Source organism: Streptomyces sp. NPDC026394 (genome assembly GCF_055567735.1).
This window is the reverse complement of the sequence record NZ_JBVHPX010000013.1, coordinates 212,855-234,341: the sequence shown is the minus strand read 5'-3', so window position 1 is coordinate 234,341 and position 21,487 is coordinate 212,855. Positions and strand designations below refer to the sequence as shown.

The following is a 21,487-nucleotide window of genomic DNA, read 5'->3' as shown; positions in this document are numbered from 1 at the left end:
CCGGCCCGCTGTCCTGGATCGCCTACTTGTCGTTCTCGCCCGGCGCGGCGGTCTTCTTCGCCGTCGTCTTCTTGGCGGCCGGAGCCTTCTTGGCCGTGGCGGCCTTGGCCTCCGGCTCGCTCCCGCCGGTGTTCTCGGCGGTCTCCGCGCGCTGCGCGCCGCCCGCCACGGGCTCCTGCTTCGGCTCCTGCCGCGGCTCCGGCTCGATCGCGACCGCGAGGTCCTCGGTCGCCTCGGCGGTCTCGCTGCGCCAGTTCTGCACCGCGCCGCGACCGCGCTCGGCCAGCCCCTCGTAGCCCTCACGGGCCTTGACCGCGGCCTCGGCGGCCCGGCCGACACCCTGCAGCACGAGGTCCTGCGTCTGCTGGCTCAGCTTCTTGAAGTCGGCGTCGAGCAGACCGAGCTGCCGGGTGATCCAGTCCTGCGCCTCCTTGGCCTCCTTGGTGACGCGGTCCTGCACGGTCTTGGGGTCGGTGTTGCGGACGGCCTCGAAGCGCTTGGGAGCCTCCTCGCGGAGCTTCTCGACCAGGGCCGGCAGCTCCTTGGCCTTCTCGGCGGCGAGGTCCACACCGCCGGCGAAGGCGTACAGCGGAGTCGGGTCGGTGAGCACCTTGCGGACGTCGTCGGTGATGGCCATGGCGTGGTTCCTCCTGGAATCGGTGGTCGGTCGCTCAGGTGGCGTGCGGGTCGCCGTCGGCCTCTCGGGCGTCCGGAGCGGGCTCGTGCGCCGTCGCGCCGCCGCTCTCGCCGTGCCCGCTCCCGTGTCCGTTCTCCTTGCGGAAGGACTCGTAGATCTGCAGCAGCACCTGCTTCTGCTTCTCGGTCAGCGCGGGATCGGTGAGGATCGCGGTGTGCACCTCGACCCCGTCCACCTTCCGCTCGTCGAGAATCCCGGCCTGCACGTACAGCGTCTCGGCGGAGATCCGCAGCGCCTTGGCGAGCTGCTGAAGAATGTCCGCGCTCGGCTTGCGCAGCCCGCGCTCGATCTGACTGAGATACGGATTGGACACCCCGGCGGCATCGGCCAGCTGCCGCAGGCTCAGCTGCGCGGTGCGCCGCTGCTCCCGCAGGAACTCGCCGAGATTGCCGACGTTGAGTGATGCCATGCCCCGATGGTGCGCCATCGTGCTAACTATTGCAAGCGGGTGCTAGCAAAAGTGGCGTAGACGGGGTGGCCGAGCCGATTGCCACGTGTCCCGCCCCCTCTCGGGTGCCCCCGGACCGCACCGCTCACCCCGCCCCTTTCATCAGGGCGGTGACATAGGCATCCAGCCGCTCCTCCAGCGCTCGTGTTGTCAGGTCTGTCCGGCCGGCCTCCTGCCAGGGCTGGGCCACGGACGGCAGTTCTTCCGAGGACGCCAGCGCGTCCCGCACCTGCCAGTACAGCCGTTCGCTCGCGGTCGCGGCCAGTACGCCACCGGCCTCCTCGTAGGCTTCGGTGAACCGCAGGCCCCACGTCGGGCCGTGCAGCAGTGCGAGGACGGCGGAGCAGTGCGCCACATCGAGGTCTGCCGGGCCCCAGGAGGTGGTGGCCCAGTCGACGACGCCGGTGAGCCGGGCGCTCGCCGGGCTTGAGGGGGGTGCATCGAACAGGATGTTGCCGGGCTGGAAGTCGCGGTGCAGGAAGCGTCCTTCGTAGGACGGCGGGGGGTTGCGGATCACGTCGGTCGCGGCCGCCCATGCCGTCGCGTCGGCGCCTGTCGGGACCACGACGGTTTCGGCGGTCGTCAGCGCCACGTACTCCCGGGGCCGCACGGCGGGGCGCAGGGCGTGGATCGCCACGAGCTGGCGGGCGAGCTGGGGGAGGCGCGTCTCCAGTCCGTCGTTGTCGAGGACCGTGCGTCCCGTCACGTGGGTCATGAGGAGTGACGGGTACTCGCAGTGCGCGGCGGTCGGGTCGACCGCGACGAGTTCAGGGGCCGGGACGTCGGTGTCGGTGAGCTGGGTCAGGGCGCCGGATTCCCTGGCCAGCCAGTCCTCGGCCTGCTCCACGCCGACGAAGGTGCGCAGCACCAGGGCGCGGGTGCCGCCGTCCCGCGCGGCGATGGTCAGCCGCCGCATTTCCGCGGTGATGCCGCCGTGCAGGCGCCTGGTGCCGACGATCCGTTCGCCGGGCTCCAGGTGCCGGTTCGCCCAAGCCAGTGTCTTCGGTCGGCGCGTTGCCGCCTCATCGGGGTCGGTCACCGTGCCACGTCATCATGCGGGCGGCGGTGCGGGCCAGTGGTTTCCGGGTGCCGCCGGCAGCGCGTGGGCGTCCGGCGGCTGGTCAGCGGCGGGCCCCGGACAGGGCCGTGTCCGCGGCGGCGAGGATGTTGCCGAAGGTGCGGGTGATGATCGGGCGGGCGACGTGGCGGGTGAGGAAGCCGCCGAGGAGGGGGACGGGGATCTCGGCGCGGGTGGTCCAGCGGACGTGGGTGCCGCCTTCGGGGGCCTCGGTGAACGTCATACGGCCGAGTTCGTGCCGGGACGGCGGCAGGCTGCGTTCGACGACGTACTCGGTGGCGTACGGCGGGTCGTAGTGGGTGATGCGTTCGCGGAACCAGCCGATCAGCCAGAGGTGGCTGCGGACGGCGCCGACGCCGTAGGGCGCGCCCTCCCCGTGCCGGGTCAGGCGGCAGCGCACCACCAGGGGCGAGCGGGTGTAGTGGGTGGTCGTGGTGAGCCAGGCGAACACCGTCGCGATCGGGGCGTCGATGACGCGCTCCACGGTCATGGTTTCCATGGCTGGGGTCCTCCTCTGTCGAGTGTGCGCACCGCTTCGGCGTGGTGCAGCTTGTCCGGGTTGCGTACGCCGTAGAGACCGGTGATCCGTCCGTCGCGTACCTCGAAGGCGACCAGCCAGTCGAGGCCGTCGTCCGTCACGAACCGCGCCGCGGGCATGCCGTTGTACGTGGCGGGCTCGACGCGGGCGGTGGCGGTGCCGCCGCGGTACACGCCGAGCACGAACCGCGCGACCTCGGTGCGGCCGGTGACCGGGCGGCGGACGGCGGCCGCCTTCCCACCGCCGTCGGAGATCACCACGACGTCGGGTGCCAGCAGGTCCATCAGCGGCTGGATCTCGCCGGTGGCGGCCGCGGCCAGGAAGCGCCGGACGATCTCCGCGGTGGCGTCCGAGAGGGGTTCGAAGCGCCGGCGCCGCGCGTGGACGTGCCGGCGGGCGCGGTGGGCGGTCTGGCGTACGGAGACCTCGGTCCGGCCGATCGAGGCGGCGATCTCGCCGTGGGTGTAGCCGAACACCTCGTGCAGCACGAACACCGCGCGCTCGGTCGGGTTCAGCGTCTCCAGGACGAGCAGCATGGCCATCGAGACGGACTCGGCCAGGATCACGTCCTCGCTCACCCCGGGCGCCGTACGGATCGGCTCGGGCAGCCACATGCCGACGTAGTCCTCGCGCCGCGCCTTGGCCGCGCGCAGGTGGTTGAGGGCCTGCCGGGTCACCGTACGGACCAGGTAGGCGCGCGGACGGCCGACCGTGGCCGGATCGACCGCGCGCCACCGCAGGTAGCTCTCCTGGAGGACGTCCTCGGCGTCGGCGGCGCTGCCCAGCATCTCGTAGGCGATGGTGAACAGCAGGGAGCGGTGTTCGGTGAAGGCGTCCGTGCAGGTCTCCTCAGGCATGGTTCACCGCCGCTCCGCGCGGGTCCTGGCACCTGGGCATGGCGTCCGGTTCCTCTCCTCGGGTGTCATGGAGACACGTCGCGTCGGAGAAGCGTGACACTCCGGCGGTGTGGTTCGGCTCACACCGTGGGCAGGATGCCGCCGGACGTGGTGACCGGTCGAAGGGGGCCGCGATGGCTGACGAACGGTTCTGGCTGGACGTGCCGTTCGTGGAGAAGGACGAGGCCAAGAAGGGCGGCGCGCGCTGGGACCCGGCGGCCAAGCGGTGGTACGCGCCCCGGGCCGGGACGGAGGCGCTGCGGCGCTGGGCGGCGGCGCCGGACGTGCCCGACCTGCTGCCCGGTGAGGACCGCGGGCTCGCGCAGGTGCGCGGCCTGGAGGCGCAGGCGTTCGCGCACCTGGTCAAGGTCACCGGGATGGCCGGGGGCGCGGCCCGGCAGCACGTCAGGGACGCGTTCGACGTGTGGGAGCGGCGGTCCCGGGTGACGTGGGAGCTGGACCTGGGCATCCTCACGCGGGCCGGGATCACCCTCGCCCCGCCGCCGGGGGCGGGGGAGCGGGCCCGTACCGCCGAGGAGACGCTCCGGAGGGAGCGGCGGCGGTAGGGCCCGCGGTGGCTGCGCCGTCCGCGCCTCAGACCGTCACGGCGCCCCGGCCGGGCTGGTGCCGATCGCGACGGTCGCGCCCAGGTCGTCGTCGGTCGCCAGCCGGGTGACGAGGCCGCCGCGGCGGAAGGCATCGAGGGTGTGCGGTGCCTGGCGTTCGCTGGTCTCGATCAGCAGATGGCCGCCGGGGGCGAGCCACCGGAGCGCGTCGGCCGCGACCCGGCGCTGTACGTCGAGGCCGTCCGTGCCGCCGTCCAGCGCCACGCGGGGTTCGTGGTCGCGGGCTTCCGGGGGCAGCAGGCCGATCGCGTCGGTCGGTACGTAGGGGGCGTTGACGACGAGGAGGTCGACGCGGCCGCGCAGGGCGGGCGGCAGCGGGGCGTACAGGTCGCCTTCGTACACCTGGCCGGTGCCGGGGCGGATGTTGCGGCGGGCGCACCGTACGGCGGCGGGTTCGATGTCGGTGGCGTGCAGGTCGATGCGGGGCGGCGCCGAGGAAGGGGCGGCGCCCGGGGGGCCCGGTGCGGGCCCGTTCACGGCCGCGGCCAGTGCCGCGCCGACCGCGCCCGTACCGCAGCACAGGTCGACGACGACGGGCCGTGGCCCGGCCGTGTCCCGGGCCCGGACGAGCGCGGCGGCCTGGCCGACGAGGAATTCGGTGCGGCGGCGGGGGACGAAGACACCGGGGTCGACGGCGATCCGCAGGCCGCAGAACTCGGCCCAGCCGAGGACCTGTTCCAGGGGGAATCCGGCGATACGGCGGGCCGTCATGGCGATGAGGTCGGACGGGGTGCGGGCCGTGGAGACGAGGAGCCGTGCCTCGTCCTCGGCGAAGACGCAGCCGGCCGCGCGGAGTCTGGTGACGAGTCCGGCGGGGGACGGGGCGGCGGTGGTGGCGGGCAGCGGAAGTGACATGCGCGTTCGAGCCTTTCGGGGTACCGAAGGGCGCTCTCGCGGTCACCTGCCTCGGAGGGACCGTACAGCCGTGAGGTGAGAGCACCCGGCCTGGACAGCGGTAATGGGTCTCACCTCCTCGGTCGTCCACTGTGTGTGGGCTGGTCACCTTACCCGAAGCCGGGGGAGAGGGGCAGGAGCGGCGGTGCGCCGCCCGGGGCGCGCGTGGCGCCCTTCGCGCCCGTCGCGCTGCCGCCGGTCTCGACGTGGCGGTGCCGGGGCTGGAGTGTGGAGGCGGGGTGCCACCGCGGGAGGTGGTGACCGGGGGGTCACCACGGGGCGGGGCCGGGAAGGCGGGCGGCTATGGCGGGTGCCGGAAATCCGTACATGCGGGGGCTGTTCGCCCCGGTACGGGAGGAGACCACCGCGTACGAGCTGGCCGTGACCGGCCGGGTCCCGGAGGAGCTGGACGGGCGCTACGTGCGCAACGGGCCCAATCCGCTGGGGGTGGACGACCCGGCGGCGTACCACTGGTTCAGCGGTGACGGGATGCTGCACGGCCTGCGGCTGCGCGGCGGCCGGGCCGAGTGGTACCGCAGCCGCTGGGTGCGGTCCGACGCGATGGCGCTGCGGCTGGGCGAGAAGATCCTGCACGGGCCGCGCCACCTGGACATGGACTTCGCCCCGAACACCCACGTCACGCGCTTCGCCGGACGCCTCCTCGCGCTGGTCGAGGGCGGCGCGCTGCCGTACGAGCTGGACGGCGACCTGGACACGGTGGGTCCCTTCGACTTCGCCGGGACGCTGCCGGGCGGGCTCGCCGCGCACACCACCGTCGACCCGGACACCGACGAACTGCACTGTGTGGCGTACTGCTGGGCCTGGCCGTACGTGCAGTACCTGGTCGCGGGGACGGACGGCCGGATCCGGCGGCGTGTGGACATTCCGGTCGACGGCCGGCCGATGATGCACGACTTCTCGCTGACCGAGCGGCATGTGCTGCTCTACGACCTGCCGGTGGTCTTCAACCCGGGCGGGGTGGGCGTCGGGCCCTCCTTCCCGTACGTGTGGGAGCCGGGGCGTCCGGCCCGGCTGGGTGTGCTGCCGCGGGAGGGCACGGCGTCGGACGTGCGGTGGCTGGAGATCGACCCGTGCTTCGTCTTCCATCCGATGAACGCGTACGAGACGGCGGACGGCAGCGGCCTGATAGTCGTCCATCTGGTGCGCTACGACCGGCTGTTCGCGAAGGGGCGCACGGGACCCGACGGGTCGCCGCCCGTGCTGGAGCGCTGGACGGTGGACCTCCGGGCGGGCCGGGTGCGGCGTGCGCGGGTGGACGACCGGCCGGTGGAGCTGCCGCGGGTGGACCCCCGGCGGCTCACGCTGCCGCACCGGTACGGGTACACGGTGCTGGAGTCCGGGGCGGCGGACGTGCGGGTGGCGCACTTCCCGGGAATCGAGCGGGTGGGGGCGGGCCTGGTGAAGTACGACCTGGAGCGCGGCACCAGCGAGGTGCGCCGCTTCGCGCCGCAGGGCGGCGTGGGGGAGGCCGTGTTCGTGCCCGCCGGTCCGGACACCGCCGAGGACGAGGGCTGGCTGATGGCGTACGTGTTCGACCCGGACCGCGATGCCACGGACCTCGTCATCCTCGACGCGGGGGACTTCACGGGGGAGGCGGTCGCGCGGGTGCATCTGCCGGTGCGGGTGCCGGTCGGTTTCCACGGGGCGTGGATACCGGACCGGGAGTGAGGGGTGGGGCGGAATCAGGTTGCCGTGGTTTTTTCGATGCGGTTGCATTGGTACGCTGGGTCGCGACGGCGACGGAAAGGGGCGCGGTATGACCGGGAACGACGAGCGGGTGGCGCGCGCGGGGGCGGCGCTGGAGACGTACACGCTCTCCGGGCAGGGCTGGCGGGCGAGCCCGAGCGAGACACTCCAGCGGGTGCTGGCCGACCTGATGCACTGGTGCGACGCCACGCAGCGCGGCTTCGACCGGTCGCTGGCGGCCGCCCGGGAGCGGTACGGGGAGGAGAGAGCGTGAGCGAGTGCCGGGCGGGGTGAGGGCGCCGGGCCGGAGGGCTCCCGTACGGGGGACGGGAGCCCTCCGGCCTTCGCGCTCAAGCGCGTGCCCGACCCCCGTGCGGGTGTGTGCGGGGCGCGAAGGGCGGGGCCGGGCGCCTGTTCTCACCCTCCGTACGGGCGGGCCTCCCGGGCCTCTCGCAGGGCCTGGGCCCACCAGGCCAGTTGGTCCAGCAGCACGGTGGCGGCCCGGTCGGCGTCCAGGGGCTCGCGCAGCGTCCCGTCGTCGTCGAAGAGGCTGCCGGCCATCGGGAAGCTGACCGTCTCGCGCACCGTCGTCGCGTGCAACTCGGCGAACACCAGCCGCAGTTGCTCGACGGCGCGCAGGCCGCCGGAGATGCCGCCGTACGAGACGAAGCCGACCGGCTTGGCCTGCCACTCCTGGTGCAGCAGGTCCACGGCGTGCTTGAGCGGGGCGGGGAAGGAGTGGTTGTACTCGGGGGTGATGACGACGAAGGCGTCCGCGGCGCCGACGCGCTTGGCGTAGGACGCCATCTCCTCGCTGCCGTACCGCAGTTCGTACGGGCCGATGTCGGCGAGGTCGAGCACGTCGACGACGACGTCGTCGCGGCGGCCGGCGTGTGCGGTGAACCAGTTCGCGACGACGGGTGCGAACCGGCCCTCGCGGGTGCTGGCGACGATGACGGCGAGGGTGAAGGGGCGCTCGGGCATGGCGGGTCCTCCTGAAGGCGGTGGAGCGGAGCCGGTGGTCGGCTCCGGGACCAGACGCTAAAACCTCAACCAAAGTTGATGTCAATGCCTGGCCCTGGGCTCACCCGCGCCATCGCGCCCGGCGGCCGCCCCGGTCCTCCCGGCGGCCCCGGCCCTCCCGGCGGCCGTCCGCGCACCGGCCGCCCCGCGTCACTCCACCCGCGTCACTCCGCCCCGAAGAGCGTGAGCAGGTCCGTCTTCTGGAACATCCGGGCCGTCTCCACCGCCGACGGCGTGCCCGCGGCCGGGTCGGCGCCGTGCGCCACCAGGAGGCGGACGATCGCGTCCTCGCCCTTGAAGACGGCGCCGGCCAGCGGCGTCTGGCCCCGGTCGTTGGCGCGGTCCGGGTCGGCGCCGCGCTCCAGCAGGGCCGCCACCGCGTCGGCGTGGCCGTGGTAGGCGGCGAGCATCACCAGGGTGTCGCCCTTGTCGTTGGTGAGGTTGGCGGGCACGCCGGCGTCCACGTACGCGGCGAGGGTGCCGGTGTCACCGTGCCGTGCCAGATCGAAGACCTTGCCCGCGAGCTGCAGCACCTCGGGGTCGTGCGCGTGCTCGGTCGTGTCGGGACTCTGCGGCTCCGTGTTCGCGTCACTCATGGTCGCCGGCCTCCTGCTCGGGTGGTGCGGCGGTGTCCTGCAACTCCCGCCTGGGCCTTTACTTGTCCCCGCCACCCTATTCAGCACACCTGCCGGGCGGCCCCGGCGCGCGCCGGGGCTCTGCCCGGGTACCTCAGAACTCGTCCGGGCACCACGGCCGGCGTGCCGTGCGCAGCAGGAGGCCGGCGGTCGTCAGGGCGCCCGGCCGCTCCTCGTCGACGCGGCCCAGCGCGGCCAGCCGTACCGCGGACTCGTCGCCCAGGTAGAGCGACGCGAAGGCGCCCACGTCCAGGGTGAGGTCCGCGGCGCGGTCCGTACGCGTACAGGTGGCGCCGTCCGGTCCGGCCTCCAGGAGGTAGCGTCCGTCGGCCAGTTCCGCTGCGTCCCTGACCTCCAGGACGAGGGAGCCGGCCACCGGGTACGTACGCGCCTCCAGCAGCCGGGGAATGTCCAGCGGCCGGGTCCACAGGTAGTCGGAGTGCCGCACCGTGCGCGCCGCGCGCGGGTCGCCGAGGCGGTGCGGCAGCAGGTCGTCGGGCGGGCGGAGGCCGGTCCTGACGTGCAGGACCCAGTCGATCGAGCACAGGAACAGCCACAGGGCCCGCTCGGCGGCCGGGGTGGTCGCGGTCAGGCGGTCGACGGTGAGGGTGTTCTGCGGCATCTGGTGTTCCCACACGTCGGTCGTCCGGTACGTGACCAGGCCCTCGACCTCGCCGGACGCGGACCGGTGGACGGCGTGGAAGCGCCGGCTCGCGGGGACGTGCGGCAGCGGGACGACGCCCGTCTGGACCTGCCACCAGACGGCGGGCAGGTCGACCGCGCCGGGCTGCCCGGCGCGGAACCGTTCGTGCAGCGCGGGGCCGATCTCCCGGACCTCGGCGGCGTCGGCGAAGTCGACCCGGCCGCCGTCGTCCGGGCCCGCGTGCCGCGGGTCCAGCGCGGCCCGTGCCACGTCGATGTGCCACTCGGTGGCCCAGGCGGTGGGACCGAAGCCGTACCGCCCGTATATCGGGTACTCCGCGGCGATGAGTGTGGCGAGGGCGTCCCCGCGCTCCTTGGCGGCCCGCAGGTCGTCGGTCATCATCCGGGTGAGCAGCCCGCGCCGCCGGTGGGTGGGCGAGACCGTCACGGACGTGACGGCGTCGGCGGACACGCGAGCGCCGCCGGGCACGGTCAGCTCCTGCGGGAAGCTGCGGAACGTGGCGACCCAGCGGCCGTCTTCGTACGCGCCCTGGGTGCGGTCCGGGACGTAGTTGCCGCGGCGGAACTCGATTTCTTCCTTGGACACCTCGGGCGGCCGCAGGAAGCCCACGGTCACGGCTCGCATCCAACCGGGGATGTCCGCGTCGCCGACCTTGCGCAGCTCGATGCTCATGCCCGTACGGTAGCCACGGTGCTGTACCGCCGTCGCGGCATTTTCGCGGGCGGGCCGGGCGCCCGGAAGGCGGGCGCCGCCCCCGGAAGCGGGCCCCAAAAAGCCCGGCGCCGCACCCCTCGAAGGCCCGGCACCGCCCCCTCAGAACGCCGCGCGTATCTCCCCGACCCGCTCGGCGCCGCCCAGCAGCGGCACCTCCTCGATGCGCTCCAGCACCGGCGACTCGACGCCCATCAGGCGCAGCACCCGGGCGAGCACCGGGCCGAGCGTGCGGCCGGCGCCGTCGTCTACCTTGAACGCCAGCGCTCGCCCGTCCGGCAGCGCCACCGCCTGCACGGCCTCCGCACCCATCTTGGACAGCACGCCGGGCAGCGCCTGCATCAGCCAGGTGTCGGGGCGGCGGGTGCCCGCCACGTACTCCGGGTGGGCGCGCATCGCGTCGGCCACCCGTCGCTCCGGCGTACCGGCGTCGGCCAGCACGAAGTGCCGGAACGAGCGGGCCAGGCCGGTCAGCGATATCGCCATCAGCGGCGCGCCGCAGCCGTCCGTACCGATGTGCTCGACGCGCTCGCCGCTGGCGGAGCGCACCGTCTCCAGGGCCAGTTGCTGGAGCGGGTGGTCGGGGTGGAGGTAGGAGTCCAGCGGCCAGCCGTTGGCGGCGCAGGCGGCCAGCATGGCGGTGTGCTTGCCGGAGCAGTTCATGGTCAGCGGCTCGCGCACCCGCCCGGACGCCAGGTACGTCTCCGCCTCCACCGGGTCCAGCGGCAGGTCGGGCGGGGTCTGCACCAGCTCGGGGGCCAGGCCGTGCTCGCTGAGCATCTTCTGCACGAGGTCGAGGTGAAAGCTTTCGCCGGAGTGGCTGGCGGCGGCCAGCGCCAGCCGTTCGCCCGACAGGTCCAGGCCCGCCCGCAGGATGGCGGCGGCCTGCATCGGCTTGTTGGCGGAGCGCGGGAAGACCGGGGAGGTGATGTCGCCGAGCGCGGTCTCCACACTGCCGTCCGCCGCCAGGACCACCAGGGAGCCGCGGTGCCGGCCCTCGACGAAGCCGGAACGCACGACCTCGGCGAGGACAGGGGACATACCGGGCAGGGCGGGCCCTTCGGTAACGGTGGAGGAGCTCATCGGGGGCCTTCCGGGGAGTGACCCGCGATCCCCCCCCGGAACGGTGCGGCCGCCGGGTCAGGAGAGCAGGTCGTCTACTTGTGCTTCACCTTCACGGTACCTGCGGGCGATCTCGGCACTGCAATCGTCCGCGGTGCGCTGCAACGCCTGGCGCCGCCGGGAGACCTGCTGCTCGTAGCGGACCAGGCGGCCCATCGCGTCGTGCAGCTCCTGGTCCGTGCGGGCCGTGAGGTCGGACAGCTCCACCTCGCCGAGCATCTGCTCCGCGAGCTGGCGGTACTCCTCGCTGTGCGGCATCCCGAGCGTCACATGGCGGGCCGAGGAGCGGTGCTGGGACGGCCCGTCCGTCAGGATCTCCGGCAGCCGGTCCAGCAGGGGCGAGTGCGGGGCCGTACGGCGGGTGCTCTCGGCCCGCAGGATGTCGATCCGGCCCTGCAGCAGCCGCCGCACATAGCTCAGGTCGGCCTCCTCCTGCTGCGCCTCGCGCCGCAGGACGCGCAGGTCGGGCAGGCCCAGCCGGTGCAGGTCGGGCCGCGGGACCGGGCGGAAGCGGTCGCGTTGCAGCGGTGGCCGGTGCGGCGCCGTGCCTGCCTGGAACATGGGGCCGTCCTCCGTGCGGGCGGGCCCGGCGGGTGCCGGGGCCGGCGGGGTCGTACGGGCCGCCGTCGGCGCCGTACGGGCGATCGGTACGGGTCCGGGGGTGTGCCCGGGACCGGCAGTGCTCATGAGTCGTTCCGTCCCCTCGTCCGGTGCGGCCGTGCGGGCACGTTGTCCGCGCGACGCACCGCGTGCACGCATCGTGCCACTGCGGGCGGGCCGTCCGCAGGGCCAGCCATGGCCATGGCACCCGAACGGCCCCGGGAGGGTACGGCTGTCGGAGGCCCGGGCGTGCCGTGCATCATGGGCGGTATGCGAGCTGTGGTGCAGAGGGTCGATGGCGCACGCGTCGAGGTGGACGGCGGGACGGTCGGGGAGATCGTCGGGGAAGGGCTGTGCGTGCTGGTCGGAGTGACGCACGACGACACCCCGGAGAAGGCGGCGCAGCTCGCCCGCAAGCTGTGGTCGGTGCGCATTCTGGACGGCGAGAAGTCCTGCTCGGACACGGGTGCGGGCCTGTTGGTGATCAGTCAGTTCACTCTCTACGGTGACGCCCGCAAGGGCCGTCGGCCCACCTGGAACGCGGCGGCCCCCGGCCCGGTGGCCGAACCCCTCGTCGACGAGGTCGTCACGCGGCTCCGCGCGCTGGGCGCGGAGGTCGCGACGGGCCGCTTCGGCGCGGACATGAAGGTCTCGCTGACGAACGACGGCCCGTTCACGGTGCTCCTGGAGGTCTGAGCCGCGGCTCGACCGCCGCGGCTCCCTCCCGGCTGCCCTACGGCTCGACCACGACCTCCTGCGCCGCCGCGGTGCTCTCCACGAGCAGCGGCGCGTCGACGGGCACGTTGCGCTTGACCAGGGCCAGCGCGATGGGGCCCAGCTCGTGGTGGCGGGCCGAGGTGGTGACGAAGCCGAGCTGGCGCCCGTCGGCACCGTCGGCGGCGAGGCGTACGGGCGCGCCGTGCGGCGGCAGGTGCACCTCGCTGCCGTCCAGGTGGAGGAAGACCAGGCGGCGCGGCGGCTTCCCCAGGTTGTGGACGCGGGCCACCGTCTCCTGGCCGCGGTAGCAGCCCTTCTGGAGGTGCACGGCGGTGCCGATCCAGCCCAGCTCGTGCGGGATGGTGCGGTGGTCGGTCTCCCGGCCCAGGCGTGGCCGGTGCGCCTCGACGCGCAGCGCCTCCAGGGCCAGCGTGCCGACGGCGGGGCCGTTGGCCGTGGCGAAGGCCGCCAGGTCCGCGCGGGGCAGGAACAGGTCCCGGCCGTGCGGGGTCTCCCGGACGACGGCGTCCTTCGGCGCCTCGGCGATGGAACCGGCCGGCAGGTGGACGACCGCGTAGTCGTCCGTACGGTCGGCGACCTCGACGCGGTAGAAGAACTTCATGCTCTCCAGGTAGGCGATGAGCGCCTCCTCGTCGCCCGGCTCGGTGTGCAGCCAGGTCGTCTCCCCGTCGTCGACGAGGTAGAGGGCGTGCTCGATGTGGCCGTTGGCGGAGAGGATCAGGGCCTCGGTGGCATGGCCGGGGGCGAGGTCGGTGACGTGCTGGGTCAGCAGCAGGTGCAGCCAGCTCAGCCGCTCGGGGCCGCTGACGGTGACCACGCCGCGGTGCGAGAGGTCGACGAGGCCGTGGCCGTCCGCGAGGGTGCGTTGTTCGCGGAACAGGTCGCCGTAGTGTGCGGCGACCCCTTCGTCGGGGGCCTCGGCCGGGACGGCACCGGGCAGCGACAGCAGCGGACTGGCTTCACGTGGGCGCGGCATACCCCAAGCGTACGACCGGCTACGCGACAGGCCCCGACCCGCCCTCGGCGGGCGGCCCGCCGTCCGGTGTCCGCGCCGCGCCGGTGCCGGTGCCGGTGCACGCCGCGCAGCGCCCGAAGATCGCGAAGTGCTTCAGGTCCGTGTCGAAGCCGAACGTCTCCCGCAGCGTCGCCGTGAACGGTGCGGCCACCGACAGATCGGCTTCGATCACTTCCGAGCAGTCCCGGCACACCAGGTGGATGTGGTGGTGCCGGGACGCGAGGTGGTACGTGGGCGCGCCGTGCCCGAGGTGGGCATGGCTGACCAGCTTCAGCTCCTCCAGCAGCTCCAGTGTCCGGTAGACGGTGGAGATGTTCACGCCGCCCGCCGTCCGGCGCACCTCGGTGAGGATGGCGTCGGGGGTGGCGTGTTCCAGCTTGTCCACCGCCTCCAGCACGAGCTGCCGCTGCGGGGTCAGCCGGTACCCGCGCTTGCGGAGGTCGCTCTGCCAGTCGCTGCTCACCACACCGACAGTGTAGGAGGACGTTCAGTGGCCGCCTACGTTCCGCAGGTAACCGGAGAGCGCGGCGACGGCTGCCGGGTTGCGCGGGCTCTCCACCAGGTCGGCGTAGTCCAGTACGAAGATGCGGTCGTTCTTGATCGCCGAGACGTTCTTCAGCGGCCCGTACGACTTCAGGAACGCCTTCTTCTGTTCGGCGGTCGGCGTGCCGTAGTCGTTGATGACGATCACGTCGGGGTCGCGTTCGACCACCGATTCCCAGCCGACCGTGGTCCAGGAGTCGTTGAGGTCCTTCATGACGTGGTCGCCGCCGGCCTTGGTGATGATGTCGTGCGGCCCGGCGAAGCGGCCGGAGGTCATCGGCTTGTCCTGGCCGCCGTCGTAGAGGAAGACGGTGGGCCGTGCGCCGTCCTTGGGGGCCTTGGCCTGCGCGTCGGCGATCTGCTTGCGGTACGTGGCGATCAGCGCGTCCGCCCGGTCCTCGACGTCGAAGATCTTCCCGAGGGTCTTCAGGTCGGTGTAGAGCGCGTCCAGCGGCGGCATCACGCCGCGTGCGCTGCCCTGGCCGCCGTCGGATCCGTTGCGGCACGACTCGGTCAGGACGTAGCTGCCGATGCCGAGCTTCTTCAGGGAGGCCGGGGTGACGTCGCTGTCCTCGCCGAAGCCGTAGTTCCAGCCCGCGAAGACCAGGTCGGCCTTGGCGTCCAGGGCGATCTCCTTGGTGATCGTCTTCTTGGAGAGCCACGGCACCTTGCCGTACGCGTCCTTCCAGGCGACGGCGTCGATCCTGCCCCGGTACTCCGGCATGACGTAGCCGGCCATGTGGTCCTCCAGGCCGAGCGCGAACATGATGTCGGCGATCCCGACGTCGTTGGTGACCACCCGCCGCGGCGCCTTGTCGTACGTGGTCCGCGTCCCGCAGTTCTCGATCGTGACCGGGTAGTGGCCGGACCCGCCGCCCGGCCCGGACGCCTGGGCGGCGCCCTTCTTCCCGTCCTCGGCGACGTGCGCGCCGCAGCCGGTGAGCACGGCGAGCGTGAGGGCGGTGAGCAGGGCGGCGGAGCGGTGGCGGGTACGCATGGGGGGCCTCATGAGGTGGTCGGTGCGTCGGTACGGGCGGGCAGGCGGTCGAACAGCAGTTGGACGACGCCGGTCTCCGGATGCGGTACGCGGTGCGCGCGCACCCCGAACACCTCGGCCAGCAGCTCCGGGCCCAGCACGTCGTGCGGCGCGCCGGAGGCGACGATGCGCCCGCCGGAGATGACGTACAGCTCGTCGCAGTGCACGGCCGCCAGGTTCAGGTCGTGCAGCGCGGTCAGCACCGTCAGCCCGCTGTCCCGGACCAGCGCCAGCAGCTCGAGCTGCTGCGCGATGTCGAGGTGGTTCGTCGGCTCGTCCAGCACCAGCACCCGCGGCTCCTGGGCCAGCGCGCGGGCGATCAGCACCCGCTGCTTCTCGCCGCCGGACAGGCTCAGGAAGGCCCGCCCGGCGAGGTGGGCGGCGCCGGTACGGTCCAGCGCGTCCTCGCACACCCGCAGGTCGGCGGCGCTCGGCCGCCCCGACCCGCGCTGGTGCGGCAGCCGCCCCATCGCGACGACCTCGGCGGCCGTGAACCCGAACTCGGTCGCCGACTCCTGGGGCAGCGCGGCCAGGTGACGGGCCCCTTCGCGTACGCCCATGGCGTGCAGGTCGGTGCCGTCCAGCCGTACCGTCCCGGCGGCCGGGCGCAGCGCGCGGTAGGCGCAGCGCAGCAGGGTGGACTTGCCGCTGCCGTTGGGTCCGACCAGCCCGACGACCCGGCCGCTGTCCGCGTGCAGGGTGATGTCGTGCACGAGCCGCGCGCCGGCCACGTCCACGGACACCGCGTCGATGTCGATCCGCATCAGGCACCGCCTCCGTACGTACCGCCGTGGCCCCGCATCGGACACCGCATGGGGCCCCGCACCGGGCACTGCATCAGGACCCGCATCAGGCCCCGCCTCCGAATGTGTAGCCGCGCCGCCGCATCAGCAGCACGAAGGCCGGCACCCCGAGCACCGCGGTGATCACTCCGACCGGCAGCTCGACGGGCGCCAGCAGCACCCGGGACAGGATGTCCACCCACACCATCAGCACCGCGCCCAGCAGCGGCGCCACCGCCAGCACCCGGCGGTGCCCGGCGCCCACCAGCATCCGCGTCACGTGCGGCACCATCAGCCCCACGAAGCCGATCGCCCCGCTGACCGCGACCACCGCGCCGGTGACGGCCGCGGTGACCGCGAACAGCTCCCGGCGCAGCCGCCCGGGGTCCACGCCGAGCGCGGCGGCCGACTCGTCGCCCATGGCCAGCGCGTTCAGCCGGCCCGCGGAGAGCATCAGGTACAGCAGCGCCCCGGCCACCGCCACCGCGGCGACCGGCAGCGAGCCCCAGCCCGCCCCGCTGAGGCTGCCGAGCAGCCACATCATGGCGGACCGCGCCGCCTCGCCCCGGTCGGCGGCGAAGACCATCAGGGTGGAGAGGGCGGAGAAGCCGTAGTACATGGCGGAGCCGGTCAGGACCAGGCGCAACGGGGTCAGGCCGTGCGCGCTGCGGGCCGCCGCGTAGACCAGCACCATGGCCAGCAGCGCCGAGCCGAAGGCGGCGGTGGACAGGGCCCAGACGCCGAGCGCGCCGAGCGAGCCGAAGAGCAGGACGGCGTTGGCGCCGACCGCGGCGCCGGAGGAGATGCCGAGCACGAAGGGGTCGGCGAGGGCGTTGCGCACCAGGGCCTGGACGGCCACGCCGATGGCGGACAGCCCGGCGCCGACGACGGCGGCCAGCAGCGTGCGCGGGAAGCGCAGCTCCCACACGATGGTGTAGGCGGAGACCTCGTCGGAGGTGATGGTCCCGCCGCTCAGCCCGGCGCCGAGGTGGCGCAGCACCTCGCCCCACCCGACACCGGAGGCGCCGAGGCCGACGCCGCACACCAGGGACGCGAGCAGCACGACGGCGAGCCCGGCGGCCAGCGGCACGGTGGGCAGCGGCGAGCCGGTACGGGGCCGGTCACCGTCGGGCCCGACGGGTGCGGAGGCGGAGGCGGCGGTACGGGCTGGGGCGGCCAAGGGGCGTACGCCTTCGGCTCGGGCCGCGTCCGTACGGTCCGGGGTGACGGCGCGTGGCGCGAGGCCCGCGGCGATGTCCCCTCGCAGTCCACGGCGAGTTGATCAGGAACCGGCGCCCCCGCGGGTGATCGGGCTGGCGGAACACGCGGTTCCGCACACCGTTGCGGGTCAGCGCCGGACTCTCACCGGACTTCCCCCGCCGGGGCGCTCTGCGACCTGTGGAGGTCTGCTTGTCTACTTGAAGAAGGCGATGCCGTCGTCCGGCAGGTCCTTGATGTCCTTGGCCCACTCGCGCGGGTCGACGACCTTCTTCAGGTGCGCCGACATGTACGGACGCAGCGGCACCTCGGGGGTGGCCTTCTCGCCGACCCACATCAGGTCGCTGTTCACGTACCCGTACAGGCGCTTGCCGCCGCTGTACGGGCCGGAGGCCGCGGTCCGCGCCACGGCGTCGGTGGCCAGGTCGATCTGCGGCTTCTGGTCGGCCAGCTCGCCGTACCAGACCTCCGCGACGCCGCCGTCGCGGATCATCACGATCTCGACCTTGCGGTCCTTGTCGATGCGCCAGTAGCCGGACTCGGTCTCCAGCGGAGCGACCTTCTTGCCCTCGCCGTCGAGCACCCAGCTGTGCGAGGTGTATTCGAGGAAGTCACGGCCGTCGTGCGTGAAGGTGACCTCCTGGCCGAAGTTGCACTTCTCGGAACCGGGGAAGTCGGCGACGCCGGCACCCTCCCAGTTGCCGAGCAGGAAGGCGAGGGGCACGAGGGCCGGGTTCAGGTCGGACGGGATCTCGATCATCAGCTCAGGCGATCTGTGTCGGGGAAGTCTGGTGTGTTCGGGGTTCTCAGCGCTGGCCCTGGTACAGCTTCTTCCAGGTCAGCCCGGCGAAGGCGACGACGCCGACGGCGACCAGGACGAGCAGGGTGGTGAAGACTGCCTCAAGCACGAGCGCGCTCCTCGGACGGAGTGAGGTGTTACGGACCGGAAGCGAGTCTAATCGGCGTGCTCGGTGGTGGCGCTGTGAGGTCGGTCCCGCCGGGAGCCCCGGGCGCCTGACGCACCCGGGACACCCGGCGCCGCCGGTTCAGCTCAGGAGCTGCTGCTGGAGGGCGACGGTCTGGTAGAAGGCCGTCGGTACGGTGCCGCCGGGGCGGGAGTGGACGACGAGGGCGACGGTGTCGCCGGCGAACAGGTAGGCGTACCGCACGGAGCGGGCGCCTCCGGAGCCGGTCTGCCGGTACACCTCCACAGCGGAGTCGAGGACGTCGCCCGGCCGCGCCTGCACGGCCGACTCGTAACCGTCGTCCCGTACGACGGTCCGCGCGTCCCGCAGGTTGACGACCGTGCCCTTCCAGTCGTTCAGCACCGTCAGGCGGAAGTACTGGGCCACCGCCGCGCTCTCGAACTGGACCAGGTGGACCCGGGCCCGGGTGCCGTCCGGCATGGTCCAGCCGCGGGAGGCGGTACGGCGCGGGGCGTAGTCGGCCAGGTGCCGTCGCAGCAGGTCGCCGGAGGGAGCCTCGTACTCCGCCGTGAAGGCGGCGGTGTCCGGCGCGTCCTTCCCGCCGGTCTTGTCGAGGTCCACCGCGGCACCCTCGGGAGCGGTCAGGCGCAGACCGCCGAGGTCGGCGTGGTGGACGCCGGAGGGACCGCCGGCGGTGGCGCCGGGCGTCTTCGCGAAGGGGGCGGGCGCGCCGTGGGGGAGCGGTGGCCGGTGCTGTTCCGGGTACGGTCAGCGGCCGTCGCCCGGCGTGCCCAGACCGGGCAGGTCGGTACGGTCCGCCGCGGTGATCCCGTAGGCGATGCCGGTGCCGAGGAGGCCGCAGACCACGAGGGCCGCCGCGACGCGTGGGAGGGACCGGCGGAGGCGGCGCGGGCGGCCGGCGGCAGGCGGTGTGCCGGGGTCCGCCGGGCCGGCGGGGCCGTCCACGGTCAGTGAGCTGCTGTCGGTCATGCGGTGCCTCCGTGCGTGCCGGACCGTCGGAGCTGCTGGGACAGGTGCCGGGCCCCGCGCGAGGTGTCCAGCCCTTCGGGCCCGTAGGCGGTCAGGACGACCAGGCGGTCTCGCACTTCCCCGGCGCACAGCATCGCTGCCATGCCTTCCGGGCCGGACTCCGCGGGCAGGACGCAGCGCGCGTCGGGGTGGTCCGCCGCACGCGGCCCGGTACGGACTCCGTCGCCCACGAGGGCGGCGGGGAGGCCGCCGGCGGCGCCCGGCTTCAGGCGCAGGAGCTGCACCTCCAGGATCTGGCCGGGCGCCCGGTACGTGCGTACGGCCGACTCGACGACGCCCCGGCGCCGCAGCGCGGAGAAGAAGGCGTCCCGCCGCCCGTCGGGCAGCCAGGCGGACAGCTGCCGTGCCAGCAGCTCGGACTGCTCGGCGCCGACCGTGCTGTCGTTGCGGAAGGAGCCCGGATCGGGCCCGTACGCGGGCCCTCCCGGGGCGGGCAGCAGCTCGGCGCGGAGCGCGGTGGCTCCCGCGCCGGTGGCCTGCGGATCGCCCATGGTGCGGGGCGGGGCTTGGGCCGGGGCCTTCATGAGATTGTCGAGCTGTCGCTGGGCCAGGGGGCGCAGGGCGGCCTCGTCGAGGGGCTTCGTGTCCTGGAAGGTCATGTCCATGACGACCGTGCCGCGCCGGGCCAGCGCGCGGGCGGTGTACAGGGGCGCGCTGCCCGGGAACTCCCGCGCCTCTGCCTCCACGTGCAGCGCGCCGGAGGCGGTCCCGGTCAGTTTCACCTCGTGCGCGTGCCGCGTCGAACTGTTCTCCCGCCCCTCCCGCACATACCGCGCAGCGCTCGCGTCCCACATGTCGCGGAACTGGACGAGATCGGTCCGGACGGTGAGGCCGCCGAGGCCCCAGATGTCGTGCGCGACCCGTTGGAAGCCGCTCGTGACCAGCGCCTTGAAGTGTTCGCCGGGCCCGGTGTAGTCCGCGGCGAACTCGTCCAGCCGTAGCCGGTGACGGCCGAAGACCTGTGGCCGCGCCCCGGCCGGACGTGGGGCGAGCAGCACGTCCAGATCACCGTCGGACCACGGCGCAGCCGCAGGCCGTGGCGCCGCTTCCCCGGTCGCCTGCGCCGACTGGGCCGCCACGCCCGCGGCCAACGGCGGCAACGGTGTCGGCGGCCGTCCGTACTGGACGGCGTAGCCCGTGGCCACGCCCCCGACGACACCGAGCGCGGCGCCCAGGGCGATCAGCGGGCGCGTACCGCCCGCACGGTGCGCCAGGCGGCGCCATAACCCCGGGCGGGGTGGCTGGTCAGGACGGTCGGGCTGCACGTGGCCCCCAGAAAGATCGTGTGCTGGTCGGACAACTGACCAACTGCGGGGCCGAATGGTTGCGTTGGCAAGCGTTCTAAAGTGGCCGTATGGCGAAGAAGCTGGTGATCAAGGTGACGGCGGGGGCGGACGCCCCCGAGCGGTGCTCGCAGGCGTTCACGGTGGCGGCGGTGGCCGTGGCCAGCGGGGTGCACGTCTCGCTGTGGCTGACCGGGGAGTCGGCGTGGTTCGCGCTGCCGGGGCGCGCGGCGGAGTTCGAGCTGCCGCACGCGGCGCCGCTGCCGGATCTGATCGACTCGATCGTGGCGGGCGGCGGCACGATCACCGTGTGCACGCAGTGCGCGGCCCGCCGGGACATCGAGGAGAAGGACCTCATCGAGGGCGCCCGGATCGCCGGGGCGCAGGTCTTCGTGAGCGAGGTCATGCCGGACGGGGTGCAGGCGCTCGTCTACTGAGGGCGCGGCGGCCCGGGGCGGTCCGGGCGGCGGCCCGGCGGCTGCCCGGGGCGCCGCCCGGCCGACGGCCCGGGACGTGGCTCAGCGGCGGCCCGAGCCGGAGCCGGACCCGGAGCCCGGCCCGGGCCCGTGGTCGTCGATCTCACGCCACCACCGGTCCGACTCCGGGTCGCCCGACTCGTCCCACCAGCGCTCACCCGGCTCCCGCCGGTTGCCGACGATCGCCGCGAACGGCGGGATGACCATGGCGACCACACACATCGCCACGGCCGCCGGCACGGACCACAGCCGTACCACGCCCCACGCCAGGACGAAGAGGGCAAGACAGACGCCCATCAGGGCGAAGTACCGGCGGTGCCGGCGCTGCGCGGGCGGACGCTGGTGCGCGGACATGGTTCCACCGTAGATCCGGCCGGGGTGGCTGGGAAGCGCGGCGGGCCGCACCCCGGCCAAGGCGTCCAACCCCCTGGGGTGCGGCCCGTCGGCCGTACGTACTCGTACCGTGTCAGACGGCGATCGCGACCTCCGCGAGGCCACCGTGCTGCGCGACGACGGTACGGTCCTTCGCGGTCGCGCCCGGGACCAGGGCGCGCAGCGTCCAGGTGCCCTCGGCCGCGTAGAAGCGGAACTGCCCGGTCGCCGAGGTGGGGACCTCGGCGGTGAACTCGCCGGTGCTGTCCAGCAGGCGCACGTAGCCGGTGACGGGCTGGCCGTCGCGGGTCACGCTGCCCTGGATCGTGGTCTCGCCCGGCTTGGCGGTCGAAGCGTCCGGGCCGCCGGCCTTTGCTCCACACATATGAGTCGTCCTTGGTGAGGTGGG

The 21,487-nt window shown here is 73.6% G+C and carries 27 protein-coding genes; 5 read left to right on the top strand and 22 right to left on the bottom strand.

Going from position 1 to position 21,487, the window contains the following annotated elements; translation table 11 throughout:
* Positions 1-22: 22 nt before the first annotated feature.
* The 5 genes from ACZ4QV_RS27760 to ACZ4QV_RS27740 all read right to left on the bottom strand — a co-directional run bounded on the left by ACZ4QV_RS27760 (position 23) and on the right by ACZ4QV_RS27740 (position 3,618).
* Complete coding sequence (locus ACZ4QV_RS27760) at positions 23-637, bottom strand: hypothetical protein (protein ID WP_361585289.1); 615 nt, start codon at positions 635-637, stop codon at positions 23-25.
* A gap of 34 nt (positions 638-671) precedes the next feature.
* Complete coding sequence (locus ACZ4QV_RS27755; protein ID WP_361158999.1) at positions 672-1,106, bottom strand: helix-turn-helix domain-containing protein; 435 nt, start codon at positions 1,104-1,106, stop codon at positions 672-674.
* 124 nt (positions 1,107-1,230) lie between these two features.
* Positions 1,231-2,184, bottom strand: a complete 954-nt coding sequence (locus tag ACZ4QV_RS27750; RefSeq protein WP_361585286.1) for a phosphotransferase family protein — start codon at positions 2,182-2,184, stop codon at positions 1,231-1,233.
* An 82-nt stretch (positions 2,185-2,266) separates the two neighbouring features.
* The gene (locus ACZ4QV_RS27745) at positions 2,267-2,722 is read right to left on the bottom strand and encodes an SRPBCC family protein (RefSeq protein WP_361158968.1); all 456 of its coding nucleotides are present in this window, start codon (positions 2,720-2,722) and stop codon (positions 2,267-2,269) included.
* Complete coding sequence (locus ACZ4QV_RS27740; RefSeq protein ID WP_361585283.1) at positions 2,710-3,618, bottom strand: RNA polymerase sigma-70 factor; 909 nt, start codon at positions 3,616-3,618, stop codon at positions 2,710-2,712. The genes ACZ4QV_RS27745 and ACZ4QV_RS27740 overlap by 13 nt, the downstream gene beginning before the upstream one ends.
* A gap of 173 nt (positions 3,619-3,791) precedes the next feature.
* Between ACZ4QV_RS27740 and ACZ4QV_RS27735 the strand changes: the two genes are divergently transcribed.
* Positions 3,792-4,223, top strand: coding sequence for a DUF5710 domain-containing protein (locus tag ACZ4QV_RS27735; protein ID WP_467763550.1), 432 nt, complete (start codon positions 3,792-3,794; stop codon positions 4,221-4,223).
* A 36-nt stretch (positions 4,224-4,259) separates the two neighbouring features.
* Here the strand turns inward: ACZ4QV_RS27735 and ACZ4QV_RS27730 are convergent, their stop codons facing one another.
* Complete coding sequence (locus ACZ4QV_RS27730) at positions 4,260-5,138, bottom strand: putative protein N(5)-glutamine methyltransferase (RefSeq protein WP_361158961.1); 879 nt, start codon at positions 5,136-5,138, stop codon at positions 4,260-4,262.
* A 342-nt stretch (positions 5,139-5,480) separates the two neighbouring features.
* Between ACZ4QV_RS27730 and ACZ4QV_RS27725 the strand changes: the two genes are divergently transcribed.
* Both ACZ4QV_RS27725 and ACZ4QV_RS27720 read left to right on the top strand, forming a co-directional pair.
* Entirely contained in the window at positions 5,481-6,866 is a 1,386-nt protein-coding gene (locus tag ACZ4QV_RS27725) for a carotenoid oxygenase family protein (protein ID WP_361585279.1), read from the top strand.
* A gap of 88 nt (positions 6,867-6,954) precedes the next feature.
* Entirely contained in the window at positions 6,955-7,158 is a 204-nt protein-coding gene (locus tag ACZ4QV_RS27720) for a hypothetical protein (RefSeq protein WP_361585276.1), read from the top strand.
* Between the two features lie 143 nt (positions 7,159-7,301).
* Here ACZ4QV_RS27720 and ACZ4QV_RS27715 read toward each other — a convergent pair whose 3' ends face one another.
* The 5 genes from ACZ4QV_RS27715 to ACZ4QV_RS27695 all read right to left on the bottom strand — a co-directional run bounded on the left by ACZ4QV_RS27715 (position 7,302) and on the right by ACZ4QV_RS27695 (position 11,726).
* Positions 7,302-7,868 carry an NADPH-dependent FMN reductase gene (locus ACZ4QV_RS27715; protein WP_361158953.1) on the bottom strand — a complete coding sequence of 189 codons (567 nt, stop codon included), beginning with the start codon at positions 7,866-7,868 and terminating at the stop codon, positions 7,302-7,304.
* Positions 7,869-8,071: 203 nt separating this feature from the next.
* Complete coding sequence (locus ACZ4QV_RS27710) at positions 8,072-8,503, bottom strand: ankyrin repeat domain-containing protein (RefSeq protein WP_361158950.1); 432 nt, start codon at positions 8,501-8,503, stop codon at positions 8,072-8,074.
* Positions 8,504-8,636: 133 nt separating this feature from the next.
* Positions 8,637-9,878 carry a GNAT family N-acetyltransferase gene (locus tag ACZ4QV_RS27705; RefSeq protein WP_361158948.1) on the bottom strand — a complete coding sequence of 414 codons (1,242 nt, stop codon included), beginning with the start codon at positions 9,876-9,878 and terminating at the stop codon, positions 8,637-8,639.
* Positions 9,879-10,019: 141 nt separating this feature from the next.
* Positions 10,020-11,000 carry an asparaginase gene (locus ACZ4QV_RS27700; protein WP_361158946.1) on the bottom strand — a complete coding sequence of 327 codons (981 nt, stop codon included), beginning with the start codon at positions 10,998-11,000 and terminating at the stop codon, positions 10,020-10,022.
* 57 nt (positions 11,001-11,057) lie between these two features.
* A complete protein-coding gene (locus ACZ4QV_RS27695) occupies positions 11,058-11,726 on the bottom strand; it encodes an RsiG family protein (protein ID WP_361158943.1) in 669 nt (222 codons plus the stop codon).
* A gap of 183 nt (positions 11,727-11,909) precedes the next feature.
* Here ACZ4QV_RS27695 and dtd point away from each other — a divergent pair, with 183 nt between their 5' ends.
* Complete coding sequence (gene dtd, locus ACZ4QV_RS27690) at positions 11,910-12,335, top strand: D-aminoacyl-tRNA deacylase (protein WP_361158940.1); 426 nt, start codon at positions 11,910-11,912, stop codon at positions 12,333-12,335.
* A 37-nt stretch (positions 12,336-12,372) separates the two neighbouring features.
* On the opposite strand, the gene ygfZ is transcribed toward dtd, so the two are convergent.
* The 9 genes from ygfZ to ACZ4QV_RS27645 all read right to left on the bottom strand — a co-directional run bounded on the left by ygfZ (position 12,373) and on the right by ACZ4QV_RS27645 (position 20,212).
* A complete protein-coding gene (gene ygfZ, locus ACZ4QV_RS27685; RefSeq protein WP_361158937.1) occupies positions 12,373-13,353 on the bottom strand; it encodes a CAF17-like 4Fe-4S cluster assembly/insertion protein YgfZ in 981 nt (326 codons plus the stop codon).
* Between the two features lie 19 nt (positions 13,354-13,372).
* A complete protein-coding gene (locus ACZ4QV_RS27680) occupies positions 13,373-13,858 on the bottom strand; it encodes a Fur family transcriptional regulator (protein ID WP_361158934.1) in 486 nt (161 codons plus the stop codon).
* Positions 13,859-13,879: 21 nt separating this feature from the next.
* Positions 13,880-14,932, bottom strand: coding sequence for an ABC transporter substrate-binding protein (locus ACZ4QV_RS27675; protein ID WP_361158931.1), 1,053 nt, complete (start codon positions 14,930-14,932; stop codon positions 13,880-13,882).
* Positions 14,933-14,940: 8 nt separating this feature from the next.
* Positions 14,941-15,735, bottom strand: a complete 795-nt coding sequence (locus ACZ4QV_RS27670; protein WP_361158929.1) for an ABC transporter ATP-binding protein — start codon at positions 15,733-15,735, stop codon at positions 14,941-14,943.
* An 85-nt stretch (positions 15,736-15,820) separates the two neighbouring features.
* Positions 15,821-16,852 (bottom strand): FecCD family ABC transporter permease, encoded by a 1,032-nt coding sequence (locus tag ACZ4QV_RS27665; RefSeq protein ID WP_361585352.1) that lies wholly within the window; start codon positions 16,850-16,852, stop codon positions 15,821-15,823.
* Positions 16,853-17,167: 315 nt separating this feature from the next.
* Positions 17,168-17,731, bottom strand: coding sequence for a heme-binding beta-barrel domain-containing protein (locus ACZ4QV_RS27660; protein ID WP_030592261.1), 564 nt, complete (start codon positions 17,729-17,731; stop codon positions 17,168-17,170).
* Between the two features lie 286 nt (positions 17,732-18,017).
* Positions 18,018-18,518, bottom strand: coding sequence for a hypothetical protein (locus ACZ4QV_RS27655; protein ID WP_361585267.1), 501 nt, complete (start codon positions 18,516-18,518; stop codon positions 18,018-18,020).
* A 147-nt stretch (positions 18,519-18,665) separates the two neighbouring features.
* Positions 18,666-18,887 (bottom strand): hypothetical protein, encoded by a 222-nt coding sequence (locus tag ACZ4QV_RS27650; protein WP_361585264.1) that lies wholly within the window; start codon positions 18,885-18,887, stop codon positions 18,666-18,668.
* Positions 18,884-20,212: a hypothetical protein gene (locus ACZ4QV_RS27645; RefSeq protein WP_361585261.1), complete on the bottom strand. Its 1,329-nt coding sequence runs from the start codon at positions 20,210-20,212 to the stop codon at positions 18,884-18,886. The genes ACZ4QV_RS27650 and ACZ4QV_RS27645 overlap by 4 nt, the downstream gene beginning before the upstream one ends.
* 89 nt (positions 20,213-20,301) lie before the next feature.
* On the opposite strand from ACZ4QV_RS27645, the gene ACZ4QV_RS27640 reads away from it, so the two are divergent.
* Positions 20,302-20,667 (top strand): DsrE family protein, encoded by a 366-nt coding sequence (locus ACZ4QV_RS27640; protein WP_030021046.1) that lies wholly within the window; start codon positions 20,302-20,304, stop codon positions 20,665-20,667.
* An 81-nt stretch (positions 20,668-20,748) separates the two neighbouring features.
* Here the strand turns inward: ACZ4QV_RS27640 and ACZ4QV_RS27635 are convergent, their stop codons facing one another.
* Entirely contained in the window at positions 20,749-21,060 is a 312-nt protein-coding gene (locus ACZ4QV_RS27635) for a DUF3099 domain-containing protein (RefSeq protein WP_361158919.1), read from the bottom strand.
* A 112-nt stretch (positions 21,061-21,172) separates the two neighbouring features.
* The gene (locus ACZ4QV_RS27630) at positions 21,173-21,463 is read right to left on the bottom strand and encodes a DUF1416 domain-containing protein (protein WP_361158917.1); all 291 of its coding nucleotides are present in this window, start codon (positions 21,461-21,463) and stop codon (positions 21,173-21,175) included.
* Between the last annotated feature and the right edge of the window lie 24 nt (positions 21,464-21,487).

Coding starts and splice junctions, on each gene's coding strand:
- ACZ4QV_RS27760 (WP_361585289.1), bottom strand. CDS start 637: ATGGCCATCACCGACGACGTCCGCAAGGTGCTCACCGACCCGACTCCG.
- ACZ4QV_RS27755 (WP_361158999.1), bottom strand. CDS start 1,106: ATGGCATCACTCAACGTCGGCAATCTCGGCGAGTTCCTGCGGGAGCAG.
- ACZ4QV_RS27745 (WP_361158968.1), bottom strand. CDS start 2,722: ATGGAAACCATGACCGTGGAGCGCGTCATCGACGCCCCGATCGCGACG.
- ACZ4QV_RS27740 (WP_361585283.1), bottom strand. CDS start 3,618: ATGCCTGAGGAGACCTGCACGGACGCCTTCACCGAACACCGCTCCCTG.
- ACZ4QV_RS27735 (WP_467763550.1), top strand. CDS start 3,792: ATGGCTGACGAACGGTTCTGGCTGGACGTGCCGTTCGTGGAGAAGGAC.
- ACZ4QV_RS27730 (WP_361158961.1), bottom strand. CDS start 5,138: ATGTCACTTCCGCTGCCCGCCACCACCGCCGCCCCGTCCCCCGCCGGA.
- ACZ4QV_RS27725 (WP_361585279.1), top strand. CDS start 5,481: ATGGCGGGTGCCGGAAATCCGTACATGCGGGGGCTGTTCGCCCCGGTA.
- ACZ4QV_RS27720 (WP_361585276.1), top strand. CDS start 6,955: ATGACCGGGAACGACGAGCGGGTGGCGCGCGCGGGGGCGGCGCTGGAG.
- ACZ4QV_RS27715 (WP_361158953.1), bottom strand. CDS start 7,868: ATGCCCGAGCGCCCCTTCACCCTCGCCGTCATCGTCGCCAGCACCCGC.
- ACZ4QV_RS27710 (WP_361158950.1), bottom strand. CDS start 8,503: ATGAGTGACGCGAACACGGAGCCGCAGAGTCCCGACACGACCGAGCAC.
- ACZ4QV_RS27705 (WP_361158948.1), bottom strand. CDS start 9,878: ATGAGCATCGAGCTGCGCAAGGTCGGCGACGCGGACATCCCCGGTTGG.
- ACZ4QV_RS27700 (WP_361158946.1), bottom strand. CDS start 11,000: ATGAGCTCCTCCACCGTTACCGAAGGGCCCGCCCTGCCCGGTATGTCC.
- ACZ4QV_RS27695 (WP_361158943.1), bottom strand. CDS start 11,726: ATGAGCACTGCCGGTCCCGGGCACACCCCCGGACCCGTACCGATCGCC.
- dtd (WP_361158940.1), top strand. CDS start 11,910: ATGCGAGCTGTGGTGCAGAGGGTCGATGGCGCACGCGTCGAGGTGGAC.
- ygfZ (WP_361158937.1), bottom strand. CDS start 13,353: ATGCCGCGCCCACGTGAAGCCAGTCCGCTGCTGTCGCTGCCCGGTGCC.
- ACZ4QV_RS27675 (WP_361158931.1), bottom strand. CDS start 14,932: ATGCGTACCCGCCACCGCTCCGCCGCCCTGCTCACCGCCCTCACGCTC.
- ACZ4QV_RS27670 (WP_361158929.1), bottom strand. CDS start 15,735: ATGCGGATCGACATCGACGCGGTGTCCGTGGACGTGGCCGGCGCGCGG.
- ACZ4QV_RS27660 (WP_030592261.1), bottom strand. CDS start 17,731: ATGATCGAGATCCCGTCCGACCTGAACCCGGCCCTCGTGCCCCTCGCC.
- ACZ4QV_RS27650 (WP_361585264.1), bottom strand. CDS start 18,887: ATGACCGACAGCAGCTCACTGACCGTGGACGGCCCCGCCGGCCCGGCG.
- ACZ4QV_RS27640 (WP_030021046.1), top strand. CDS start 20,302: ATGGCGAAGAAGCTGGTGATCAAGGTGACGGCGGGGGCGGACGCCCCC.
- ACZ4QV_RS27635 (WP_361158919.1), bottom strand. CDS start 21,060: ATGTCCGCGCACCAGCGTCCGCCCGCGCAGCGCCGGCACCGCCGGTAC.
- ACZ4QV_RS27630 (WP_361158917.1), bottom strand. CDS start 21,463: ATGTGTGGAGCAAAGGCCGGCGGCCCGGACGCTTCGACCGCCAAGCCG.